At 74.0% G+C, this 21,423-nt stretch carries 23 protein-coding genes; 5 read left to right on the top strand and 18 right to left on the bottom strand.

All coding sequences use genetic code 11. From position 1 onward, the window contains the following. Positions 1-8: 8 nt before the first annotated feature. The 3 genes from J2X26_RS17965 to J2X26_RS17955 form a co-directional block, all read right to left on the bottom strand. The gene (locus tag J2X26_RS17965) at positions 9-371 is read right to left on the bottom strand and encodes an NADH-quinone oxidoreductase subunit A (RefSeq protein ID WP_056023254.1); all 363 of its coding nucleotides are present in this window, start codon (positions 369-371) and stop codon (positions 9-11) included. Positions 372-403: 32 nt separating this feature from the next. Beyond that, positions 404-1,669: a geranylgeranyl reductase family protein gene (locus J2X26_RS17960; RefSeq protein WP_307494072.1), complete on the bottom strand. Its 1,266-nt coding sequence runs from the start codon at positions 1,667-1,669 to the stop codon at positions 404-406. Between the two features lie 222 nt (positions 1,670-1,891). Next, a complete protein-coding gene (locus tag J2X26_RS17955) occupies positions 1,892-2,590 on the bottom strand; it encodes a demethylmenaquinone methyltransferase (RefSeq protein ID WP_307494071.1) in 699 nt (232 codons plus the stop codon). Between the two features lie 72 nt (positions 2,591-2,662). Between J2X26_RS17955 and J2X26_RS17950 the strand changes: the two genes are divergently transcribed. Beyond that, entirely contained in the window at positions 2,663-4,009 is a 1,347-nt protein-coding gene (locus J2X26_RS17950; RefSeq protein ID WP_307494070.1) for an isochorismate synthase, read from the top strand. A gap of 172 nt (positions 4,010-4,181) precedes the next feature. Here the strand turns inward: J2X26_RS17950 and J2X26_RS17945 are convergent, their stop codons facing one another. From J2X26_RS17945 to J2X26_RS17925, 5 genes are all read right to left on the bottom strand, one after another. After that, positions 4,182-5,906, bottom strand: a complete 1,725-nt coding sequence (locus tag J2X26_RS17945) for a trypsin-like peptidase domain-containing protein (protein ID WP_307494069.1) — start codon at positions 5,904-5,906, stop codon at positions 4,182-4,184. 96 nt (positions 5,907-6,002) lie between these two features. Then, a complete protein-coding gene (gene menD, locus J2X26_RS17940) occupies positions 6,003-7,838 on the bottom strand; it encodes a 2-succinyl-5-enolpyruvyl-6-hydroxy-3-cyclohexene-1-carboxylic-acid synthase (protein ID WP_307494068.1) in 1,836 nt (611 codons plus the stop codon). Next, positions 7,835-8,794, bottom strand: coding sequence for an o-succinylbenzoate synthase (locus tag J2X26_RS17935; protein WP_307494067.1), 960 nt, complete (start codon positions 8,792-8,794; stop codon positions 7,835-7,837). Before J2X26_RS17935 ends, menD begins: the two co-directional genes overlap by 4 nt. Before the next feature lie 4 nt (positions 8,795-8,798). Then, a complete protein-coding gene (locus J2X26_RS17930) occupies positions 8,799-9,398 on the bottom strand; it encodes a TetR/AcrR family transcriptional regulator (protein WP_307494066.1) in 600 nt (199 codons plus the stop codon). After that, the gene (locus J2X26_RS17925) at positions 9,395-9,718 is read right to left on the bottom strand and encodes a DMT family transporter (protein ID WP_307494065.1); all 324 of its coding nucleotides are present in this window, start codon (positions 9,716-9,718) and stop codon (positions 9,395-9,397) included. The genes J2X26_RS17930 and J2X26_RS17925 overlap by 4 nt, the downstream gene beginning before the upstream one ends. 109 nt (positions 9,719-9,827) lie before the next feature. Between J2X26_RS17925 and J2X26_RS17920 the strand changes: the two genes are divergently transcribed. Further along, complete coding sequence (locus J2X26_RS17920; protein ID WP_307494064.1) at positions 9,828-10,796, top strand: 1,4-dihydroxy-2-naphthoyl-CoA synthase; 969 nt, start codon at positions 9,828-9,830, stop codon at positions 10,794-10,796. On the opposite strand, the gene J2X26_RS17915 is transcribed toward J2X26_RS17920, so the two are convergent. The 3 genes from J2X26_RS17915 to J2X26_RS17905 form a co-directional block, all read right to left on the bottom strand. Next, the gene (locus J2X26_RS17915; protein WP_307494063.1) at positions 10,793-10,957 is read right to left on the bottom strand and encodes a hypothetical protein; all 165 of its coding nucleotides are present in this window, start codon (positions 10,955-10,957) and stop codon (positions 10,793-10,795) included. The genes J2X26_RS17920 and J2X26_RS17915 overlap by 4 nt on opposite strands. Positions 10,958-11,075: 118 nt before the next feature. Next, on the bottom strand, positions 11,076-12,158 hold the full coding sequence (locus tag J2X26_RS17910) for a DUF3048 domain-containing protein (RefSeq protein WP_307494062.1): 1,083 nt from the start codon (positions 12,156-12,158) through the stop codon (positions 11,076-11,078). 77 nt (positions 12,159-12,235) lie between these two features. Then, positions 12,236-13,330: a DUF3048 domain-containing protein gene (locus tag J2X26_RS17905; RefSeq protein ID WP_307494061.1), complete on the bottom strand. Its 1,095-nt coding sequence runs from the start codon at positions 13,328-13,330 to the stop codon at positions 12,236-12,238. A gap of 94 nt (positions 13,331-13,424) precedes the next feature. Here J2X26_RS17905 and menE point away from each other — a divergent pair, with 94 nt between their 5' ends. Both menE and J2X26_RS17895 read left to right on the top strand, forming a co-directional pair. Continuing rightward, a complete protein-coding gene (gene menE, locus J2X26_RS17900; protein WP_307494060.1) occupies positions 13,425-14,564 on the top strand; it encodes an o-succinylbenzoate--CoA ligase in 1,140 nt (379 codons plus the stop codon). After that, a complete protein-coding gene (locus J2X26_RS17895; RefSeq protein ID WP_307494059.1) occupies positions 14,561-15,433 on the top strand; it encodes a 1,4-dihydroxy-2-naphthoate polyprenyltransferase in 873 nt (290 codons plus the stop codon). The genes menE and J2X26_RS17895 overlap by 4 nt, the downstream gene beginning before the upstream one ends. Here J2X26_RS17895 and J2X26_RS17890 read toward each other — a convergent pair. Next, entirely contained in the window at positions 15,430-15,717 is a 288-nt protein-coding gene (locus tag J2X26_RS17890) for a DUF4229 domain-containing protein (protein WP_307494058.1), read from the bottom strand. The genes J2X26_RS17895 and J2X26_RS17890 overlap by 4 nt on opposite strands. A gap of 57 nt (positions 15,718-15,774) precedes the next feature. On the opposite strand from J2X26_RS17890, the gene J2X26_RS17885 reads away from it, so the two are divergent. After that, positions 15,775-16,095: a PLD nuclease N-terminal domain-containing protein gene (locus J2X26_RS17885; protein ID WP_307494057.1), complete on the top strand. Its 321-nt coding sequence runs from the start codon at positions 15,775-15,777 to the stop codon at positions 16,093-16,095. A gap of 22 nt (positions 16,096-16,117) precedes the next feature. Here the strand turns inward: J2X26_RS17885 and ccsB are convergent, their stop codons facing one another. The 6 genes from ccsB to J2X26_RS17855 are packed head-to-tail and all read right to left on the bottom strand — an operon-like array spanning position 16,118 to position 21,416. Beyond that, entirely contained in the window at positions 16,118-17,140 is a 1,023-nt protein-coding gene (ccsB, locus tag J2X26_RS17880; protein ID WP_307494056.1) for a c-type cytochrome biogenesis protein CcsB, read from the bottom strand. After that, positions 17,137-18,834: a cytochrome c biogenesis protein ResB gene (resB, locus tag J2X26_RS17875; protein WP_307494055.1), complete on the bottom strand. Its 1,698-nt coding sequence runs from the start codon at positions 18,832-18,834 to the stop codon at positions 17,137-17,139. Before resB ends, ccsB begins: the two co-directional genes overlap by 4 nt. Then, on the bottom strand, positions 18,831-19,637 hold the full coding sequence (locus J2X26_RS17870) for a cytochrome c biogenesis CcdA family protein (RefSeq protein WP_307494054.1): 807 nt from the start codon (positions 19,635-19,637) through the stop codon (positions 18,831-18,833). Before J2X26_RS17870 ends, resB begins: the two co-directional genes overlap by 4 nt. After that, complete coding sequence (locus J2X26_RS17865; RefSeq protein WP_307494053.1) at positions 19,637-20,191, bottom strand: TlpA family protein disulfide reductase; 555 nt, start codon at positions 20,189-20,191, stop codon at positions 19,637-19,639. The genes J2X26_RS17870 and J2X26_RS17865 overlap by 1 nt, the downstream gene beginning before the upstream one ends. 34 nt (positions 20,192-20,225) lie before the next feature. Then, entirely contained in the window at positions 20,226-20,879 is a 654-nt protein-coding gene (locus J2X26_RS17860) for a histidine phosphatase family protein (RefSeq protein ID WP_307494052.1), read from the bottom strand. Positions 20,880-20,927: 48 nt separating this feature from the next. Beyond that, the gene (locus tag J2X26_RS17855) at positions 20,928-21,416 is read right to left on the bottom strand and encodes a MarR family winged helix-turn-helix transcriptional regulator (protein ID WP_307494051.1); all 489 of its coding nucleotides are present in this window, start codon (positions 21,414-21,416) and stop codon (positions 20,928-20,930) included. Between the last annotated feature and the right edge of the window lie 7 nt (positions 21,417-21,423).

Raw genomic sequence — 21,423 nt, 5'->3', positions numbered from 1 at the left:
GTCGATGTTCAGTCCCACTCGAACCCGCCGCGCTTCCACTCGTAGACGAACGGGACCGTGATGAGGACCAGGAACCCGATCATCGCGACGAGGCCGAAGAGGGCCAGGTCCGCGAAGCTCACGGCCCACGGGTAGAGGAACACCACCTCGATGTCGAAGATGATGAAGGTCATCGCGACCAGGTAGTACTTGATCGGGAAGCGGCCGCCGCCGATGGCGTGCGGTGTGGGCTCGATGCCGCACTCGTACGCCTCGAGCTTCGCGCGGTTGTACCGCTGCGGGCCGAGGACCAGGCTCGCGCCGACGCCACCGAGGGCGAGGACGGCGGCGATGCCCATGAGGAAGAGCAGCGGGACGTACGGGTTGTCCATCGCGCGTCACTCCACTTCGTTGTGGTCGGGGGTCATGCTGCGGGGGCGATCCGGGCCAGGCCGGCGATGACCCGGTCCACCAGGTCACCGCCCTTCGGCTCGTAGCAGTCGGACAGGAGCTTGAGGACGAACTTCATGACGAGCGGCCGCGGCAGCCCGTACCGCGTGCACACCCGCATGACCTCGGGGTGCTCGATCAGCCGCACGAAGACCCGGCCGAGCGTGTAGTAGCCGCCCAGGTCGTCCTTCATGCGCCGCTCGTAGGTGGCGAACGCGCGCTCGCGTCCGGCGGCTGTGCCACGGGCGAGGCCCTGGGCGATCGCGTCGGCGGCGACGCGTCCTGCCTGGAGCCCGTACGCGATGCCCTCACCGTTGAACGGGCTGATCATCCCGGCGGAGTCCCCCGCCAGCAGCAGGCCGTTGCCGTAGAGCGGTCCGCGGTTGAAGCCCATCGGCAGCGCGGCACCCTTGACGGGTCCCACCTGGTTGTCGGGCGTGAACTCCCACTCGGCGGGCGCGTTGGCCATCCACGTCGCGAACAGCTTCTTGTAGTCGACCTTCGTCGCCGCGGCCGTCGAGGCCACCGACCCGAGCCCCACGTTCGCGGTGCCGTCGCCGAGGGAGAAGATCCAGCCGTAGCCCGGCATCAGGTTGTTCTCGCCGTCGCGGAGCTCGAGGTGGCTCTCCATCCACGGGTCGTCGTGCCGCGGCGTGCGGAAGTAGGTGCGGACCGCGACGCCCATGGGGCGGTCCATGCGCTTCTCGAGCCCCATCCCCGTGGCGAGCCGGGCGGAGACCCCGTCGGCCGCGATGACCACGGGCGCGCGGTACGTGACCGTCTCGCCGTCGACCTTGGCCTGCACGCCCACGACCCGGCCCGAGCGCTCGTCGCGCACCGGTCCCGTGACGGTGGTGCGCTCCTGCAGCTTGGCCCCCGCGGCGCGCGCGTGGTCCGCGAGCGTGTGGTCCAGGGACATCCGCGACCTGGCGAGCCCGTACGACGGGTAGCTGGACAGCTCCGGCCACGCGAGCTCGAGGCGGTGACCGCCCCCGATCACGCGCAGGCCCACGTTGCGGATCCAGCCGTCCTGCTCGCGGATGGGCAGCCCCATGCGCACCAGCTCGGCGACCGCGCGCGGCGTCAGGCCGTCCCCGCAGACCTTGTCCCGGGGGAACTCCGACTTCTCCAGGAGCAGCACGTCCAGGCCCGCGGAGGCGCAGTGGAACGCGGCGGCAGACCCAGCCGGGCCTGCGCCGACGACGATGACGTCCGCGTCATCGTTCGTAGCTCCCACCACCACTGACCCCACTTGTGACGTTGTTCACGTACTGCTCCGGCGAGTGTAACGAGCGCCACATGGGCTGTCTGCGAAGGCATTCCTAACCTCGCGGCAGCGTGTCCGGGTCGTGGCGTGATCACCCGGACGACCGCATGACGGATCCGCCGGGAGGGGTCGCTCGTCGCCCATTGTTCACCCGTGCGGCGCAGCCGGACAGCCGACCGCCGCGAAGGCGATGCCCTAGAGCGCCGGGCGGAGTCCCCGGTGCAGGGCGACGATGCCGCCGGACAGGTTCCGGTAGGCCACGTGCTCCCAGCCGGCGTGCTTGATGAGCAGGCCGAGCTCGCGCTGGTCGGGCCACTCGCGGATCGACTCCGCCAGGTAGACGTAGGCGTCCGGCTCCTTCGAGACCGCGCGCGCGACGGGCGGCAGCGCCCGCATGAGGTAGTTCTGGTAGACGGTCCGGAACGGCTTGAACGTGGGCCGGGAGAACTCGCAGACCAGCAGGCGACCACCGGGCTTGGTCACCCGCAGCAGCTCGTCGAGCGCGGCGTCGACGTCGTTGACGTTGCGCAGCCCGAACGACATCGTCACGGCGTCGAAGGACGCGTCGGCGAACGGCAGGTGCAGGGCGTCGCCCGCGACGAACGCGAGGTCCGGGCGGCGGCGCTTGCCGACGTCGAGCATCCCGACGGACAGGTCGCACGCGATCACCCGCACGCCGGCGTCCGCCATCGGCTCGGCGGACGTCCCTGTGCCGGCGGCGAGGTCCAGCACCGTCTCGCCGGGCTGGGCGTCGAGCGCCTTGAGCGTCGCCTTGCGCCACGAACGGTCCTGACCGAGCGAGATGACGTCGTTGGTCCGGTCGTAGCGGTGGGCCACGGCGTCGAACATGGCGGCGACGTCCTGGGGGTCCTTGTCGAGGGAGGCACGGGACATGTGTCCATCGTCGCAGGTCCGCAGCGCCTCTTCGACAGGGCGGACGCGGTGGCGAGGCCTACGCTGGAACCGATGAGCACGCAGACCTCCGCCCCCGCGGACACCCTCCCGCGCACGCTCGTCGTCCGGACGGTCTCGCTGGACGACCTGGGCGGCAGCGACGCACCGGATCCCCACGACCTCCTCGACCTCCTGCCGTCCGAGCGCCCGCTGGCCTGGATCCGTCGTGGCGACGGCCTCGTGGCATGGGGCGAGACCCTGCGTGTGGAGGTCGGCGGTGCCGACCGGTTCGCCGACGCCGAGCGGGCCTGGCAGGACGTCCTCGCCCGCGCGATCGTCCGCGACGAGGTCCAGGTGCCCGGCACCGGGCCGGTGGCGTTCGGCTCGTTCGCGTTCGACGACCGCTCCGCCGCGGGCGGCGTGATCGTCGTGCCGAAGGTCGTCGTGGGCCGCCGCGGTGGTCGCACGTGGCTGACGACGATCACGACGGGCGCACGGCTGCGCGCCGCACCGCAGCTGGCGGACGTCGTCGGCCCCCGCGTGCCGCCCATGGACCCCGGCACGGTCGTCTACACCGACGGCGCCGTGAGCGCGGACGGCTGGCGTGACGTCGTCGCCCGCGGCATCGCCGCCATCAAGGCCGGTGACGTGGAGAAGGTGGTCCTCGCGCGCGACGTGCACGCCCGCGCCGAGCACCCCGTCGACGTGCGGTGGGCCCTCGAACGGCTCGCCGTGGAGTACCCGTCGTGCTGGACGTTCAGCGTCGACGGCCTGGTGGGCGCGACGCCCGAGCTGCTGGTCCGGTCCGAGAAGGGGCTGGTCACCTCGCGCGTCCTCGCGGGGACCATCCGGCGCACCGGCGACGACGCGGCGGACCTCGCCCGCGCGGCGATCCTCGCGCACTCGTCGAAGGACCTCGAGGAGCACGAGTACGCGGTGACGTCCGTGGCCCACGCGCTCGAGCCGTTCTGCTCGTCGACCAACGTGCCCGACGTCCCGTTCGTGCTGCACCTGCCGAACGTCCTGCACCTCGCGTCGGACGTCACGGGCGTGCTCAGCTCGCCCAGCGGCGACTCCGCCCACCCCTCGTCGCTCGCGCTCGCCGCCGCCCTGCACCCGACGGCCGCCGTCTGCGGCACGCCGACCGTGGCAGCCCGGGAGCTCATCCGCAGCATCGAGGGCATGGACCGCGCCCGGTACGCGGGACCGGTCGGCTGGTTCGGGGCCGACGGCGACGGCGAGTGGGGCATCGCCCTGCGGTCCGCGGCGGTCGACCCCGACGATCCGAGGCAGGTCCGGCTGTTCGCCGGCTGCGGCGTCGTCGCCGCGTCCGACCCGCCTGCCGAGCTGGCGGAGTCCGAGGCCAAGCTGGTCCCCATGCGGCACGCGCTCGGCCGGGACGCCAGCGGTATCAGCTGACGTCCCGGCCGAGGGTCCGTCCCAGCCGCGCAGGGGGCGCCGGCCGGGACGGTGCGATCCGGTGCGGGACCGCGGGTGCGGCTCAGGGTGTGAGCCGCGTGCATGCCGACGGCCGGGTCCGTGGAGGGGACGACGGCCGCGACCGCCGGCGGTCAGAGGGTGACGACCGGGCTCAGCCCTGGCCGCCCTGCTGCTGCTGGAACCACTCCCACAGCTGGTCCGGGCTCAGCCCGTCCGGGATGCCGGAGCCGCCCTGCTGGTCGTCGGGAGCCTGCTGGCCCTGCTCGTCCGGAGCCTGCTCGCTGGGAGCCTGCTCCTGCTGGACGCTCTCCGGCCGCACCGCGAGCGTGACGTCGACCTCGAGGGCCTTGCCGTCGCGGACCACCGTCAGGGTGCTGTCTGTGCCGGACGCGAGGGACCGCACGTAGGCCGTGAGGGACTCGGCGCCGCCGACGGCCTTGCCGTCGATCGCGACGATCGTGTCCTTGACCTGCAGCTCGGCCTTCGCGGCCGGCGAACCGTCGCTGACGGACTCGACGACCGCGCCGCGGCGCGTGACGCCGTCGGCCGTGGCCGTGCCGTCGGACAGGCCCACCCCGAGGAACGCGTGCTCCGCGGTGCCGTCCTCGACCAGCTGTGCGGCGATGTTCTTCACCAGGTCGACCGGGATGGCGAAGCCGAGGCCGATCGAGCCCGACTCGCTGGACAGGGTGGCGATCGACGAGTTGATGCCGATGACGTTGCCCTTGGCGTCGAACAGCGGACCACCCGAGTTGCCGGGGTTGACCGCCGCGTCGATCTGGATCGCGTTGGTCACCGTGGCCTCGGTGCTGCTGTCGCCCGCGGTCGAGACCGGACGGTCGACGGCGGAGACGATGCCCGTGGTGACCGTGTTGGCCAGGCCCAGCGGGTTGCCGACAGCCATGACCGGCTGGCCGACGACGACCGAGGACGACTCGCCCAGGGCCGACGGCTTGAGGTCGTCCGGTGCGTCCTTGAGCTTGATGACCGCGAGGTCCGTCGTGGGGTCGGTGCCGACGACCGTCGCGTCGAACAGGCGGCCGTCCACCAGCGTGACCTGCACGTCGCCGCTCGCGCCGGCGACGACGTGGTTGTTGGTGACGATGTGGCCGGCGTCGTCGATGATGACGCCCGAGCCCTGCGCACCGCCGCCGTTGCCGTCACTGACCTGGATGGCGACGACCGACTGCTGGACCGCCTTCGCGACGGCCTCCCAGTTCGGGTCCTCCGACGTGGAGCCCGACACCGGCACGGTGTCGTTGCTCGACTGGCCGATGGTGGCGAGCGACGCCGGGCGGTCGCTCGAGGCGTCGCTGTCGGACAGCGCGTGCGTGAGGCCCGCGGTGGCGACAGCGGCGACGATCGCGGCCGCGGCGGCGGCCGAGGTCACCGGGAGCCAGAGGTTGCGCTTGCGCTGCGTCGGGACGCTGCCCTGCGGCGCGGGGGCCGGGACGGGCTGGCCCGCGTAGACGGCGGCGGGCTGCTGCTGCATCGCCGGGTCGTGGGTGGCGGCGCGCTGGGCGGCCTCCCACTGGGCGCGGCGGACGGCCTCGAACTGGTCGACGTGCACCGGCTGCGGCTGGGCGGCCTGCTGCGCAGCCAGCTGCGCGGCGTGCTGCTGGGCGGCGTGCTGTGCCGCGGCGCGCTGCGCTGCCTCATACGCCGCACGCTGGTCCGCCGGGGCGGCCGGGTGGGGCGGCGTGAAGGGGTTGGTCGGGTGCGCCTGCGCCGGAGCGGCCGGCAGCGGCTGCGTCTGGTGGACCGGCAGCGGCTGCGTCGCGCTCACGGGCGGCAGCGGCTGGGTCTGGTGCGTCTGGGGGTGCTGGTCGGCAGCGTTCGGCTGGTCGTTCGCGCCGTTCTCAGGGGTGGTCGTCATCGGTGTGCCCTCCTTGGTCGAGGTACATCACACCGAACCGGGCTGGAGGGAGCCTTCGCAGAACCTGGGAATTGCCTGCGAGTTTCTGATGGATCGTCAGCCGGGCAGCACGGCGGCTACCGCGGCGGCGACCTCCGCCGACACCCGCTCGCCCAGGGCGCGACGCCCGAGGCGGTCGACGCGGACCTCCACTACGCTCAGGCCCGGTCCGGGGGCGGCGAGCGCGGGCAGCAGACCGTCGACGTCGCTGACGCGGGTGTGCCGGACGCCGTAGCCCGCGCAGAGGGCCGCGAGGTCCGCGCCGTGCGGCGTGCCGAACACGCGCTCGAACACGTCCGCCCGCTCCGGCTCCCCCGGTTCGAGCGTCGCGAAGATGGATCCGCCGTCGTCGTTGGCCACCACGAGCTGGAGGTGCACCTGCGCCTCGAGTGGGCCGCGCAGCAGGCCACCGACGTCGTGCAGGAACGTGAGGTCCCCGAGCAGCGCGCGGACGCGACGCTCCGGCATCCCGAGCGCCACGCCGACGGCCGTGGAGACCGTGCCGTCGATGCCCGCGAGCCCGCGGTTGGCCAGGACCACCGGCGGGGAGTCCCAGCGAGCCACCAGGTCGAGGTCGCGGACCGGGTTGGAGGAGCCGACCACGAGCGCGTCGCCCTCGCCGGTCACCTGCGCGACCACCCGCGCGAGCGCCGGGCCGGTCACCCGGGTCCCGGAACGGGACCGGCGGCCCGCGTCGAGCCCGTCGAGCACCTCGTCGATCGCGTTCCCCGCGGCCGCGTCGGCGGTGCGCCACGCGTCGAGCCACCCGGCGGGTGCAGGCATCCGGCCCTGGCGCATGCGCGCGGGCGGGTCGAGCAGGACGTCGCTCGCGTTGCGTGCGGCGTCGGGCCAGTCCCGGCCGCGCGGGGCGATCACGACGACCTCGACGTCCTGCCGGGCGAGCAGCCGCTGCACGGGCCGGGACAGGGTGGGACGCCCGAGGACGACGACGCGCCGGACCGCTCCCCCCAGCCGCGGGTGCTCCAGCAGGAGGCGGTAGGCCGCGATCGCGTGCGTGCCGCCGCGGGCGCCGGACGAGGGCTCCGCCAGCAGCGGCCACCCGTTGACCTCCGCCAGCCGGCGCGCGGCAGGGCCGGCGCCGTCCCCGGCCACCAGCACGGTCGCCACTCCCCCACGACGCGCGGGAGCCGTGGCGTCGACGGTCGGCAGGGCGCCGGTGGTGGCCGCCGGGGCGACGTGCCGCGACTGCACGAGCGTCAGGCCCGCGGTGGACGGTTCCGGCCACGGCGCACCGCCGGGCACGAGCGGGTCCCGGAACGCGAGGTCGAGATGCACCGGCCCGGGGTCGCCGGTGCGCGCACCCGTCGCGGCGGCGACGGCGCGCGAGACGGTCCGGCGCACGCTGCGCGCCTCGTCGGGAAGCCCGACGGGGGCGGGGACGTCGACCGTGAGCCGCACCGCGCCCGCGAAGATGCCGACCTGGTCGGTGGTCTGGTTGGCGCCCGTGCCGCGCAGCTCGTGCGGGCGGTCCGCGGTGAGCAGGATCAGGGGCAGGCCGCTGTGGTGCGCCTCGAGGACGGCGGGGTGCAGGTTGGCGACGGCCGTGCCCGAGGTGGTGACCACCGCGACCGGCCGGGGAGCGTGCAGCTGGTCGCCGGCGCCGTGCGCGGAGGCGCGCGTGAGACCGACGGCGAGGAACGCGGCCGACCGCTCGTCCACCCGCACGTGCAGGCGCAACCGAGGGGCTCCCGCCGGGCGCTGGTCGTCCGGCCGGGCGGCGTCCGCGAGCGCGTACGCGAGCGGTGCGCTGCGGGAGCCGGGGGCGAGCACCACGTCCTCGACACCCAGGGCGGCGAGGGTCTGGACGAGCACCCGGGCTGCCGTCGTCGCCGGATCGGGATCGAGGGGCGGCGGCGTCACGCCCGCCATCATGCCCGAGCCTCGACCGACGCGAGCCGGGCGACCCACCGGGCGGTGAGCTCGTCGGACGCGGTGGCGGCACCGAGCCGCTCCGGGTCGGGATCGGGGCGACGGACGTCGAGCGCGCCGTCGACCGGCCGGAACGGGTCCGTGACCAGGTCGTCCTGGAACAGCTGCGCGGTGGCCAGACCGCACGCGTAGGGCAGCTCGGGGAGTGCGGCCGCGAGCGCGACCCCGGCCGCGAGCCCCACGGACGACTCGAGGGCCGACGAGACCACGACCGGCAGCCCGAGGCGCTCCGCCAGCTCCAGGCACGCACGCACGCCACCGAGGGGCTGGACCTTGAGCACGACGACGTCCGCGGCGTGGGCCCGTGCGACCGCGAGCGGGTCGTCGGCCCGGCGGATCGACTCGTCGGCCGCGATCGGCACGTGCGTGCGTCGGCGCAGCGCCGCGAGGTCGTCGACGCCGGGCACCGGCTGCTCCGCGTACTCGAGCCCGCCGGCGGCCCGGTCGAGCGCGACCAGCCGGGCGACGGCCACCTCGACGTCCCAGGCGGCGTTGGCGTCCACGCGGATCTGCCCGTCGGGTCCGAGCGCGTCGCGGACCGCCTCGAGGCGGGCGATCTCGTCGGAGAGGGACTGGCCCGGCTCGGCCACCTTCACCTTGGCCGTCCGGCAGCCACCGGACTCGCGCACGATCCGGTGGGCGGTCTCGGCGTCGACGGCGGGGACGGTGACGTTGACCGGGATCCGCGTCCGCACGGGCGCCGGCCAGCCCACGTCGGCTGCTTCCCGTGCGGCACGCCACCACGCCACGGACTCGGCGACGTCGTAGTCCCAGAACGGGCTGAACTCCCCCCACCCGGCCCTGCCGCGCAGCAGCAGCCCGTCGCGGACGGTCAGTCCACGGAACCTCGTGCGGAGCGGCAGGGACCAGACGTGCAGGTCAGCGGGGTTGTGCGGCACCTCGTCAGCGTACGGTGGAGTCCGACGAATGCAGCCCCCAGGCGTCGACGAGCAACGCGCACGCGGTCGCCCGCACCGGCCGCTGCTCGGTCAGAGCCGTCACCACCGCACCGTCGACGACGGCGGTGGTCACCGCGGCCGACGTGGGCGCACCGACGCGCCCGACCAGCTCGCCCAGCACGGTGTCGACCACCCCGCGCCCGGCGGCGAACGCGCGGGCGAGCGTCGCGTGCCTGCCTGCACCGAGCAGGTGCTCGTAGTGGCTGCGCACCTCGGTGTCGTCCCCGGGAGGCAGGACGGCGTCGACGAGCACCCGTGCGGCCGCCACGGGGTCCTCCTGGACGGTCACGGTCGGCGCCGCGACGAGCACCGTGCGCGCGTGCTCGGCCCACTCGTCGGCGAGCGCACGCCCGGCCGCCGCGGCGAGGTCGTCGAGGGACGCGAAGTAGTACGTGGTCGCCGACAGCGAGGCCCCGGCCTCGGCGGCCACCCGGCGGTGCGTGAGCGCACCCGGTCCGTCGCGCAGCGTGAGCGCCGCGGCGGCGCGCGCGAGCTCGTCGCGCCGCCGTGCGCCCTTGGCGCGGACCGCCCGCTCGCCTGTCAATGCGCGCTCGACGAGAGGTTCAGCCCGACGACGCCGGCGATGATCAGCACGAGCGACACGATCTTCAGCACGGAGAGGGCCTCGTCGAAGAAGACGATCGCGAGGACGGCGGTGAGCGCCGCCCCGATGCCGACCCAGACGCCGTACGCGACGCCGACCGGCAGCGTCTTCAGTGCCCAGGCCAGGCCGCCCATCGAGGCGACGAGCAGGACCACGAACAGCACGGTGGGCCAGAGCTTGGTGAAGCCGTCGGACGCCTTGAGGCTCAGCGCCCAGCCGGCCTCGAGCATGCCGGACAGGATGAGGACGATCCAGGCCATGGTGGTGCACCACTTTCATGCCGTGCGCGCCGGGTGGCAGTCCCCGCCGTCCCGCGCACGTTTCTGGTACGAGAGTACCAGAAGACCTCGGCGCGGTTAGGCTGCCGCCGTGACCTCAGAGCTGCCGGCCCCCGTCTCCGACACGTTCGACCCGACGCGCTGGCGCACCGTCGACGGCTTCGAGGACCTCACCGACCTGACGTACCACCGGGGGTTCGCCCGGCCCGGGCTCGACGACGTCGCCGCCGGAGCCGTCGCCCGGGACCTGCCCGTGGTCCGCGTCGCGTTCGACCGCCCCGAGGTCCGCAACGCCTTCCGCCCGCACACGGTCGACGAGCTGTACCGCGTGCTCGACCACGCGCGCACGACCTCCGACGTCGGCACGGTGCTGCTCACCGGCAACGGCCCCAGCCCCAAGGACGGCGTCTGGGCGTTCTGCTCCGGCGGGGACCAGCGCATCCGCGGCCGCTCGGGCTACCAGTACGCGTCGGGCCAGACCGCCGACGACGTCGACCCGGCGCGAGCGGGGCGCCTGCACATCCTCGAGGTGCAGCGGCTGATCCGGACCATGCCGAAGGTCGTGGTCGCGCTGGTGAACGGCTGGGCGGCCGGGGGCGGGCACTCGTTGCACGTCGTCGCGGACCTCAGCATCGCCAGCCGCGAGCACGCCCGCTTCATGCAGACCGACGCCAACGTGGGCTCGTTCGACGGCGGGTACGGCTCCGCGCTGCTGGCGCGGCAGGTGGGGCAGAAGCGCGCCCGCGAGATCTTCTTCCTGGCCCGCGAGTACTCGTCGGAGCAGGCGCTCGCCTGGGGCGCGGTCAACGACGTGGTCGACCACGACGAGATCGAGGACGCCGGCCTCGAGTACGCCCGGATCATCGCGACCAAGTCGCCGCAGGCCGTCCGCATGCTCAAGTTCGCCTTCAACCTGGCGGACGACGGCCTGGCCGGGCAGCAGGTGTTCGCCGGTGAGGCGACCCGGCTGGCGTACATGACCGACGAGGCGGTCGAGGGGCGCGACGCGTTCCTGGAGCGCCGCGAGCCCGACTGGTCGGGCTTCCCGTACGCGTACTAGCTGCCGGACAGGGCCCACCCGGCGAGGTCGACGACCGAGCCGAGGACGCCCGCCGCACCCACGAGCAGCGCGACGAGCACGACGGCGGAGACCACGACGGCACCGAGGGACCGGACGTCGTGCTCGACGGGTGCGGGGTGGTGGTGCGGGAGAGCTGTCATGCGTCCAGCGTCGCCCGCGCGCCGCGACAGGACATCGACCCGAGGGCCCGTCGTCGTCCCGACCTGGGGTGGCCAACCGGTCCCGGGAGGTCATCCCCTGGACGGACAACCGATGGGCTCAGCCGATCGTCAGCGACCCGCTCCCGGCGGGCACCAGCTCGACCCACGTGTTCCCCGGCGCCAGGTCCGCGGGCTTGCCGTCCGCGGTGAACAGCCGCAGCGGCGCCATGTCGGAGTCCTTCTGCCAGCGCACCGCCACCGTCTTGCCGCCCGTCGCGACGACACCCTCACCCGAGCCGACCAGCGTGTAGGTGGGCACGGGAGCACCGCCCTGGGCGCCGAAGCCCGTGTTGGGGTGGTCGGCGGTGATCGACACGACGTTGACCGCGGACAGCCGCGCGCCGCTGCGGGCCGTCGCGGGCGTGGCGCCCTCGAACCGCAGCCAGGTGCCGGTGGCCGGGTCCCACGCCCATCCAGGGCTGGAGGCCGGTGAGAGGCGGAACGTCAGCGTGCTCGCGGGCGTCCCGGCCACGACGGCCGCCGCCCGGTCGGCGCTGCGGGCGAACGTGAACTGCTCTCCCGGGGACGCCTGGTGGTCGGCGTCGGCCAGGCCCCAGAACGTGGTCGGCGTGCCGTAGACGTTGTGCGGCGCCGCGCGGTCCTTGACCCGGTACATGCCCGGGGCGCCCGCGTCGTGGCTGATCATCTGCACGCCGCTGGCAGCGACGAGGTCGAGGATGCCCGGCTGACCGCCCGAGAACGCCAGGAGCCCGTGCATCGGGGCCAGGATCACCGGGTCCATCGGCCGCACCGACCGGATGGGCCCGACCTCCGCGGGGACCTGCGAGTGGAACACCGCGATGAATCGCGACACGTCGAACTCGACGATCGTCTCCCAGACGACGTCCGCCTGGTCCAGGCCCGTCTGCGGTCGGGCCACGGCCGTGTTCTCGATCTTCACGGCGAGCGAGGGCCGCACGGCCGGCTCGCCCGCGACGCCGGTCAGCGGCCAGGTCGGCGGCACGACGGGCACGGGTGCGGGCGCCTTGTCCGGCGCGATCGTCGGACCCTGCGTCACCGGGGCCGGCGGCTCCTGCGGCTCCTCCGGCGGCGAGCTGCAGCCCGCGACGGCCAGGGCCAGGGCCGCGAGCACCGCAGCGACCGCGCTGCGCGTCCCTCGTCGTGTCGTCGTCGTCGTCATCCGTGCTCCCCCGTCGTTCGCCTGCACCGGACCAGGCTGCCACGCCGCTGCTCCCGCACCGGGGAGCCTCGGCCGACTCAGCTGATCGTGACCGAGCCCGAGTCCACCGGGACCAGCTCCACCCACGTGATGCCGGGCGCGAGGGTGAGGACCGCGCCGTCGGCCGTCGCGAGGGTGAGCACCGCGTCCGTCCCTGTCTTCGTCCACGTGCCCGTGACCGTCTTGCCGCCGCTGGACACCGTGGCGTCGCCCGTGCCCTCCAGGACCGTCTCCGGGACCGGGTTGCCTGCGGGGTCCGTCGTGCCCGAGCTCACCACGCGCACCTTGAGCGTGACCACGTTCGTCGCGGCGATCTGGGCGCCGGAGCGCAGCATCGCCGGCGCGGTCCCCTCCGCCCGGAGCCAGGTCCCCGTCGCGGCGTCCCACGTCCACGTCGGACGCGAGTAGCCCGAGAGGCGCACGGCCACGGTCGTCGACGGGCCGCCCGCGACGGCCGCGCTGGCCTTCTCGGGGGCCTTCGCCATCACGAACTGGCTGGCCGGCGCGGCGGCGTGCTCGGCGTCGGTCTGGTCCCAGAAGGTCTGCGGCGTCCCGTACACGTTGTGCGGCGCGGGACCCACGCCCTTCTTGCGGTAGAAGCCGTCAGCGCCGGCATCCATGCTGATGATCTGCAGGCCCGCGTTCTTCAGGTCCTGGACGAACTGCGGCTGGCCACCGGAGAAGGCGATCAGACCGTGCAGGGGCGCGGCGATCGCCGGGTCCATCGGGCGGACCGAGCGGATCGGACCGACCTCGGCCGGCACCTGCGACTGGTAGACCGCGACGAACCGGCTGATCCCACCCTCGACCACCTGCTCCCACACGACGTCGGCCTGGTCCAGGCCGGTCTGCGGGCGCGCCTCGCCCGAGTTCTCGACCTTGATCGCGAGCGCGGGGCGCACCGCGACCTCCGTGGCGACGACGCCGGTGAGCGGCCAGCGGGGCGGCACCACGGGTGCGGGCGGGGCGATCTTCGCTGCCTCGATGACGGGCGCCTGGGTCACCGGCGCCACGGGCGTCGGGTCGGTCGGCGACCCGCTGCACGCGCCCAGGACGAGGGCGGCTCCGGTCGCGAGCGCGACGATCGCGAGGGGTCGCCGGCGGGCGGACGGGGCGGTGAGGACAGACGGCACGGTGCTCCTTCAGGGTGTGAACCGCGCGACACTCTACGGCGTGACCGTGTGCGGCCCGGCCGGGCACGCGCCGGGTCGGACCTACGCTGAGCGGGTGATCCGACCCCTGCGTGACGTCCCCGCGCGGCCGGACCTGCTCCTCCCGGCGCTCGAGGCGGCTCTGGCGGGCTCCGGACCGGCGGTCGCACCGGGGTCGGCCGGGGGGACGACCGGCGGTGTGGGCGAGGACGTCGCGGTCGTCGTCCGGACCTCGGGCTCCACCGGTGAGCCCCGCGGCGTGCTGCTGTCGGCCACCGCCCTGCGCGCGTCGGCGGGCGCGACGCACGACCGGCTCGCCGGCCCGGGGCACTGGCTGCTCGCGCTCCCCACCGACCACGTGGCCGGCCTCCAGGTGCTCGTGCGCTCGGTGCTGGCGGGCACTTCGCCGACCGTGCTGGCCGCCGGCCCGTTCCGGGCGGTGGCCTTCGCCGCGGCGGTCGGCGCGATGGGCCCCACCGGGCCGCGGTACACCTCGCTCGTGCCCACGCAGCTGGTGCGGCTCCTCGACGACGCCGCCGCGACCGACGCGCTCCGCTCCTTCGACGGGGTGCTGCTGGGTGGCGCCGCGTCGTCGCCGGACCTGCTGACGCGCGCCCGCGCGGCCGGCGTCGCGGTCGTCACGACGTACGGCATGACCGAGACGTGCGGTGGCTGCGTGTACGACGGGCGCCCGCTCGCCGGAGTCGCCGTCCGGCTCGACGACGACGGGCGGATCCTGCTGGCCGGCTCGGTCCTCGCCGACGGCTACCGGGACCGCCCCGACCTCGACGCCGACGCGTTCGCGCAGGTGGACGGGGTTCGACACCTGCGCACGTCGGACCTCGGGACGTGGTCCGACGGCGTGCTCGCGGTGCTCGGCCGCGCCGACGACGTCCTGGTCAGCGGGGGCGTCAAGATCCCGCCCGGACCGGTCGAGGCGGTCGTCGCGAGCCTGCCGGGGGTCAGCGAGGTGTGCGTCGTCGGCGTGCCCGACGCCGAGTGGGGACAGGCCGTCGTCGCGGTCGTCGTCGCCCGCCCTGACGGGCCGCCCACGCTGGAGCAGGTCCGCACCGCCGTCGCCGACCGCCTCGGTGCCCCGCACGCCCCGCGCCGACTCGTGGTCACGGACTCGCTCCCCGTGCGCGGGCCGGGCAAGATCGACCGTCGGGCCGCCACGCAGCTCGCCGTCCGCCAGCTCGAGAGGAACCCCACGTGACGACTGCCAGCGACTGGGTGCAGGGTGCACGCCCGCGGACGCTGCCGGCTGCTGCCGCCCCTGTGCTCGTCGGCACCGGCGCGGCCGCCCAGCTGGGAGAGGTCCACCTCGGCCGCGCCGCGCTCGCGCTCGGTGTCGCGCTGGCCCTGCAGGTCGGGGTCAACTACGCGAACGACTACTCCGACGGCATCCGCGGCACCGACGTGGACCGGGTCGGTCCGCTGCGGCTGACCGCCTCCGGGACGGCCAGCCCCGGGACCGTCAAGGCCGCGGCGTTCGCGGCGTTCGGCCTCGCCGCCGTGCTCGGCCTCGTCCTGGTCGCGATGACCGGCCAGTGGTGGTTGCTCGCCGTCGGCGCCGTCGCGATCGTCGCGGCCTGGGGTTACACCGGCGGTCGGCGGCCCTACGGCTACCGCGGGCTGGGCGAGGTCGGCGTCTTCGTGTTCTTCGGTCTCGTCGCCGTTCTCGGCACCACCTACACGCAGGCCGACGAGCTCTCCTGGCCCGCGTGGGTCGGCGCCGTGTGCGTCGGCATGCTCGCGTGCGCCCTGCTCATGGCCAACAACCTGCGGGACGTGCCGACGGACGCGCTCGTCGGCAAGCGGACCCTCGCCGTGCGCATGGGCGAGCGGTGGTCGCGACGCGCCTACGCGGTGCTCGTCGTCGGTCCCGTGCTGCTCGGTGGCATCGGCTGCGCGTTCGCGTCGCCGTGGACGCTGATCGTGCTGCTGCTCCTGGCGCCGTCGGTCGTCCTGGCCGGCACCGTGCTGCTCGGCGCGCGCGGCAAGGCCCTGGTCCCGGTCCTGGCCGGGACCGGTCTGCTCGAGCTCGCGTTCGGGGTGCTGCTCGGGCTCGGACTGGCGCTCTAGGCGTCGCGCGCGGCCTCGTCGGCCGCGTCCTCGACGTCGGCGTCCTCCTGCGCGCGCTTGCCCAGCACCGTCCGGTCCCCCGCTGCACGGCGGCGCTCCGCCCGCTCGGCCAGCTGCCGTGCCGCCGCATCCCGCGGACCGGCGAGCAGGACGTAGGACACCCCCCACGCGAGGAACGCCGCGACGATGACCACCAGCCACGAGCGGAGGCCCGCCCACCAGAGCAGACCGAGGCAGGCGCCGAAGAGCGCGAGGCGCAGGACCGAGTAGACGACGAAAGGCACGGTCCCAGGGTAGGCGCTGGGACCTCCCTACCCGTCCCAGGCGTCTAGTCTGACTAGGTGAGGAACCTCGCCGTCCTGGTGGTCATCGGACTGATCGTCTACTGCGTGATCGATGTCATCCGCAGCACCGATGACGAGCGCCTCGGGGTGCACCCGATCTTCTGGGTCGCGCTGATCCTCGTCGTGCCGCTCATCGGCGCGCTCGTCTGGCTCGCCGTGCGGTGGTCGCGCCGCACCGCCGGCGGCCCCGACACCTCGTCGCGGAACCGCCGCGCCACGGGACCGGACGACGACCCGGACTTCCTGTCGAGGCTGGACGACGACCGACGGCGCGCCGACCCGGGCGCGTCCGACGACGCACCGCCGTCCGCGACCTGAGGGCGCGGGGCTCAGCGACGGGTCACACGCCCGAGTACGAGTGCTTCCCCGTGACGACGAGGTTCACGACCGTGAAGTTCGCGAGCACGACGGCGTAGCCGACGAACACGAAGTAGGACGCCCGGCGGCCGCTCCAGCCGCGCGTGGTGCGCGCGTGCAGGTAGGCCGCGTAGACGACCCACGCGACGAACGTGCCGACCTCCTTGGGGTCCCAGCCCCAGTACCGGCCCCACGCGTGCTCGGCCCAGATGGCGCCGCCGATCAGCGTGAAGGTCCAGAGCACGAACGCGACCGCGTTGAGGCGGAAGGACAGCGCCTCGAGCTCACGGGAACCGGGCACCTGCTCCAGCCAGCCGAACCTCGGGCCGCCGACCCAGGCCCGGAAGCGGTCGGAACGACGGGGTGCGCCGACGGTGACGGCGGGCGCGTCCACGGCAGCGAGGGCCTCCTCGCGGAAGCTGCGCAGGACCTGGAGGATGGCGGCGGCGAACGCGACGGTGAAGATGCCGGTGGCGGTGATCGCGACCCCGACGTGCAGGATCAGCCAGTAGCTCTGCAGGGCGGGCTGCACCTGGTCGGCTTGGATGTAGAACGCATTGAGCGCGAGGACGAGCGCCAGCACGGAGATGCCCATCACGACGACGCCGACGAAGGCGATGACGCGGCGGCGCTGCACGATCGTCAGCACCAGGACCGCGACGAACACGCCGACGATCGTGAACTCGTACATGTTGGCGGTCGGCCACCGGCCGGCGGCGATGCCGCGCAGCACGATGCCAGCGAAGAGCAGCACGAGCCCGAGCAGGGTGGTCGACCGGGCGATCCCCTCGGCGCGGACCGACCTTCCGGGTGCGCTCTGCGCCTCCGAACCGGCGACCGCGGTGGCGGGACGCCCGCCCGGTGCGCCGGCGAGGGCAGCCTCGGGGACGCGCTTCTGCGCCCGGTCCGCGATGCGCGCGAGGTCGACGCTGTACGCGATCAGGGCGACGGTGAACGCGGTCGCGGCACCCCAGACGAGCAACGTGCTCAGGTCACCGGTGTTCATGGCGTGGCCTCTCCTGAGGTCGGGCCGCGGGGAGCGACCGGTGGTCTGTCAGCGGTGCGGGCGAGCGTGTCCGCGAGCACCCTGTCGAGCTCGGGCTGGAGGCCGACGTCGTCGCCGCGCGCCAGCCCGGCCGCGGTGACCACTGTACGACCGGCGTCCTCGCCGGCGCCCGGGCTGAGACGCAGCCAGAGGCGGCGCCGCGGCGCGAACAGCGAGGTGGCGAGCCCGGCGAACGCCAGGAGCGCGAACACGAGCACGAACGGGAGCGCGGGGTCGTGGCGCAGATCGAGCGCGACGTACCGCGGCAGCCCGTTGAACGTCAGGGTGCCCATCCCGTCGGGCAGGTCGACCGTCTCACCGGGCCGCACGACGAGGGTCACCGGCTTGTCGTCGTCGTCCATGAGCTGCGTCATCCGCGCCTCGTCGAGCTCGTAGACGTTCTGCGGGACTCCGGTGTCGAGGCCGAGGTTGCCCTCCCAGACGGCGAGGACGAGCGCGGGGTCGTCGGGCTGCGGGTTGACCGAGGCGTAGGCGGGCCCGAAGTCGGTCTCGCGTACGTCGACGGTGGGCAGCAGGTAGCCGACGAGTCCGATCTGCTCCTGGTCGCCGGACACGTCGGGCACCTTGACCACGCCGCGCGACGTGTAGACCTCGTCCTGCGGCAGGAACGGCGTGGGGCCGGAGAACGCGACCTGTCCGGAGGCGTCGCGCACGGTGATGTCGGGCGCGTACCCGTTGCCCTGGAGGTAGACCTTGGCACCGCCCGCGTCGAGGGGGTGGTTGACCTTGATGGTCTTCTCGACGGGTTCCTCGCCCGGGTTGGTCAGGGTGACGTGCGCGGTGAAGTCGCGCGACTGCAGCGTGTCGGGGTCGAACCGGGACTCGAACTCGTCGAGACGCAGCGTGAACGGGACGAGGCTGGACGGCGTGAACGCGGTGCCCTGCTCGAAGGTGTCGTAGTCGACCTGCGCGTTCGCGAACCCGCGGCCCTGCACGACGATCGCCTGCCCGCGGTAGTGCAGCACCTGCCCGGTGGCCACGGAGATGAGCAGGCCGACGAGGGCGAGGTGGAAGACGAGGTTGCCCGTCTCGCGCAGGTAGCCGCGCTCCGCGGACACCGAGACCGTGCCGTCGCCCTCGTCGCGGGTGTCGACGCGGTAGGTGGGGACGAACGGGAGCCAGCGCCAGCCGCCGCGCAGCACGGCCGCGGCGTCGTCGGCGACCTGCGACGGCTCGGCGTCCACCCGACCGGTCCCCTGCGCGGGGAACCGCGCGAACCGACGGGGTGCGCGGGGCGGGCGACCGCGGACACCCGCGAGGTGCACCTTGGTGCGCGGCAGGATGCAGCCGACGAGCGAGGCGAACAGCAGGATGTAGATCGCCGAGAACCAGACCGACGAGTACACGTCGAAGAACCCGAGCCGGTCCAGCCACGGTCCGGTCGTGGGGTGGTCGGTGATGTACGTCGCGACCTTGGCCGTGTCCTGCGCGCGCTGCGGCCAGACCGTGCCCGGCACGGCGGCCACTGCCAGCAGCATGAGCAGCAGGAGGGCGACCCGCATGCTGGTGAGCTGTCGCCAGGCCCACCGGCACCAGCCGACGAAGCCGAGCGTGGGCAGGGTGGGTGGCGCCGGCGGGGCCTCGGTCGGCTCCATGAAGACGTCGGAGAGGCCCTCGGGCCGGTGCACACTCATACGACCGGCACGAACGGGTCGCCGCCGACGAGGACACCCTGCAACCAGGAGGACCAGGTCCCCCACACGCCCGTGACCAGGGCGATCCCGAGGATCACGAGCATCGCGCCGCCGAACCGCATGATCGCCAGACGGTGCCGGCGCAGGAAGCCGAGCGCGCCGGCGCTGCGGTCGACGAAGAGCGCGACCAGCAGGAACGGCAGCCCGAGCCCGAGGCAGAACGCGACCGCGAGCAGCGCGCCGCGGCCGGCCGACCCGCCGTCGAGGGAGAGCGTGAGGATCGCGGCCAGCGTCGGGCCGATGCACGGGACCCAGCCGAGACCGAACGTCACGCCGAGCAGCGGCGCGCCCCACAGTCCGGCGCGCGGCGCGAGGTGCACGCGCTTCTCGTTCTGCAGGAACGGGATCAGCCCCAGGAACCCGAGGCCCAGCACGATGACGACGACACCGAGCACGCGCGTGATCGGGTCCTGGTACTCCACCAGCAGGCCACCGAGCGACCCGGCCAGCACGGCCAGCGCGACGAACACGGCGGTGAAGCCGGCGACGAACAGCGCGACGCCGAGCAGCACGCGAGATCGCGCCGGAGCGGTCCGCACGAGGGTCGTCCCGGCGGGCTGGATGCCGAGGCGGTCGGACGTGCCCGTCATCCCGCCGAGGTACCCGACGTACGCGGGGACCAGCGGGAGCACGCACGGGGACGCGAACGACACGAGCCCGGCGATCAACGCCACCGGGACGGCCAGCAGCAGCGAGCCGGAGATGACGGTCTGGCCGAAGGCGTCCCCGGCGTCGGCGAGCATCACGGTGTTGGTGCCTCGGCCAGCAGCTCGTCGACCATGGAGCGCAAGGTCGACGGGTCGGCCAGACCGAGGATGCGGCCGGCGACCTTGCCCTCGCGGTCGAGCACGATGGTCGTCGGCACCGCGTTCACCGGGACCGTGCCCTGCAGCGCGGCGATCGCGGCGCCGTCGGAGTCGGCGAGGCTCGGGTACGGGACCTCGAACTGGCGCTCGAAGGCCTGTGCGGTGCCGGCGTCGTCGGTCCGGTTGATGCCCAGCAGCTGCACGCCGTCGGCGGCGTAGTCCGCGGACAGGGCCGCGAGGTCGGGGGCCTCAGCTCGGCACGGCGGGCAGTTGGCGTACCAGGTGTTGAGCACCACGACCTCGCCGCGCCAGTCGGCCACGTCCTGCGCGGTGCCCGCGAAGTCGGTGCCGGACAGCTCGAGCGGGCCGGAGCGGTCGCCCGCGGCCCAGGTCGTCGTGCTGCCGTCGCCGGACTGGTAGCCCTGGTCGACCACGTCGTCGGGCGTACTCGTCGCGCTGTCGGGCGTGCACCCGGTCGCGAGCAGAGCCACCACGACACCGAGGAGGAGGGCGCGTCGCCGCACGTCAGGCCCCCGCGACCGTCGACGCACCGGGCAGCAGGACCGCCGCGGGCTCGCTGTAACCGATGCCCACGAGGGTGTCGCCGTCGTAGCGCAGGCTGGTCAGGGACGCGACCGAGCACTGCCGCTTGCGGGGGTCGTGCCACAGGTGCCGGTGCTCGAGCGCGAGCCGCGTGACCCAGACGGGCAGCTGGTGGCTGACCAGCACGGCCTCGTGCCCGCGGGCGAGCTCGCGCGCGTCCTCGACGGCCGCCAGCATGCGGTCCACCTGCTCCTTGTAGGGCTCGCCCCACGACGGCCGGAACGGGTTGCGCAGGTACGGCCAGTGCTCGGGGTGGCGCAGCGAGCCGTCACCCACGCCGAAGGTCATGCCCTCGAAGTGGTTGCCGGCCTCGATGATCCGCTCGTCCGTGCGGATCTCGACGTCGAACGCCGCCGCGAAGGGCCGGGCGGTCTCCTGCGCGCGCTGCAGCGGGGAGGCGATGACGGCGACGACGTCCCGGCGAGCGGGACCCGGCCCGGCCAGGTGTGCGGCAACCATGTCCGCCATCGCCAGACCGCGCTCCGACAAGCGGTAGCCGGGCAGCCGTCCGTAGAGCACGCCGTCGGGGTTGTGCACCTCGCCGTGCCGCATCAGGTGGATCGTGGTCGCGACCATGGGCTCAGTCTCGCAAACACTCCTGTGCGCGACGGACACGGGACCGGGTCACTCGACGTGACACGCGCCACCCCTCAGGTGCAGGCGGACCGTCTCCATCGCGTCGCCGAGCGCGGCGAACTGCTCGGGCGTGAGCACGTCGACCAGGTGGTCGCGCACGGACTGCACGTGGCTCGGGGCGGCGGCGACGAGGACCTGCCAGCCCTTCTCGGTCATCGTGCAGTTCACCCCGCGGGCGTCCTCGACGCAGGGCAGCCGTGAGACCAGCCCCTGCTCCTCCATGCGCCGGATGGTGTGCGTGAGCCGGCTGCGCGAGTGCGCGAGGTTGTCGGCGAGCTGCGCCATCCGCAGCGTGCGGTCGGGCGTCTCGGAGAGCCGGACGAGCACCTCGTACTCGTGCGTGGACAGGCCGGTCTGCTGCTCGAGCTCGTGCTCGAGCGCGGCGAACAGCCGGGCGGCGCCGCCGCGGAACGAGCGCCACTGGGTCTGCTGCTCGGCAGTCAGCCACTGCACCTCGGTGGATGTGTCACTGGTCACAAGAGCG

Origin of the sequence: Cellulomonas humilata (genome assembly GCF_030814415.1) — a bacterium.
Classification (GTDB): domain Bacteria; phylum Actinomycetota; class Actinomycetes; order Actinomycetales; family Cellulomonadaceae; genus Cellulomonas; species Cellulomonas humilata_A.
This window is presented reverse-complemented; position numbering and strand designations above follow the sequence as displayed.

Excerpts from the sequence above, each read along its gene's own strand:
- J2X26_RS17965 (WP_056023254.1), bottom strand. The coding sequence starts at position 371 with ATGGACAACCCGTACGTCCCGCTGCTCTTCCTCATGGGCATCGCCGCC.
- J2X26_RS17955 (WP_307494071.1), bottom strand. The coding sequence starts at position 2,590 with ATGTCCCGTGCCTCCCTCGACAAGGACCCCCAGGACGTCGCCGCCATG.
- J2X26_RS17950 (WP_307494070.1), top strand. The coding sequence starts at position 2,663 with ATGAGCACGCAGACCTCCGCCCCCGCGGACACCCTCCCGCGCACGCTC.
- J2X26_RS17945 (WP_307494069.1), bottom strand. The coding sequence starts at position 5,906 with ATGACGACCACCCCTGAGAACGGCGCGAACGACCAGCCGAACGCTGCC.
- menD (WP_307494068.1), bottom strand. The coding sequence starts at position 7,838 with ATGATGGCGGGCGTGACGCCGCCGCCCCTCGATCCCGATCCGGCGACG.
- J2X26_RS17925 (WP_307494065.1), bottom strand. The coding sequence starts at position 9,718 with ATGGCCTGGATCGTCCTCATCCTGTCCGGCATGCTCGAGGCCGGCTGG.
- J2X26_RS17915 (WP_307494063.1), bottom strand. The coding sequence starts at position 10,957 with ATGACAGCTCTCCCGCACCACCACCCCGCACCCGTCGAGCACGACGTC.
- J2X26_RS17910 (WP_307494062.1), bottom strand. The coding sequence starts at position 12,158 with ATGACGACGACGACGACACGACGAGGGACGCGCAGCGCGGTCGCTGCG.
- ccsB (WP_307494056.1), bottom strand. The coding sequence starts at position 17,140 with ATGAACACCGGTGACCTGAGCACGTTGCTCGTCTGGGGTGCCGCGACC.
- resB (WP_307494055.1), bottom strand. The coding sequence starts at position 18,834 with ATGAGTGTGCACCGGCCCGAGGGCCTCTCCGACGTCTTCATGGAGCCG.
- J2X26_RS17870 (WP_307494054.1), bottom strand. The coding sequence starts at position 19,637 with ATGCTCGCCGACGCCGGGGACGCCTTCGGCCAGACCGTCATCTCCGGC.
- J2X26_RS17860 (WP_307494052.1), bottom strand. The coding sequence starts at position 20,879 with ATGGTCGCGACCACGATCCACCTGATGCGGCACGGCGAGGTGCACAAC.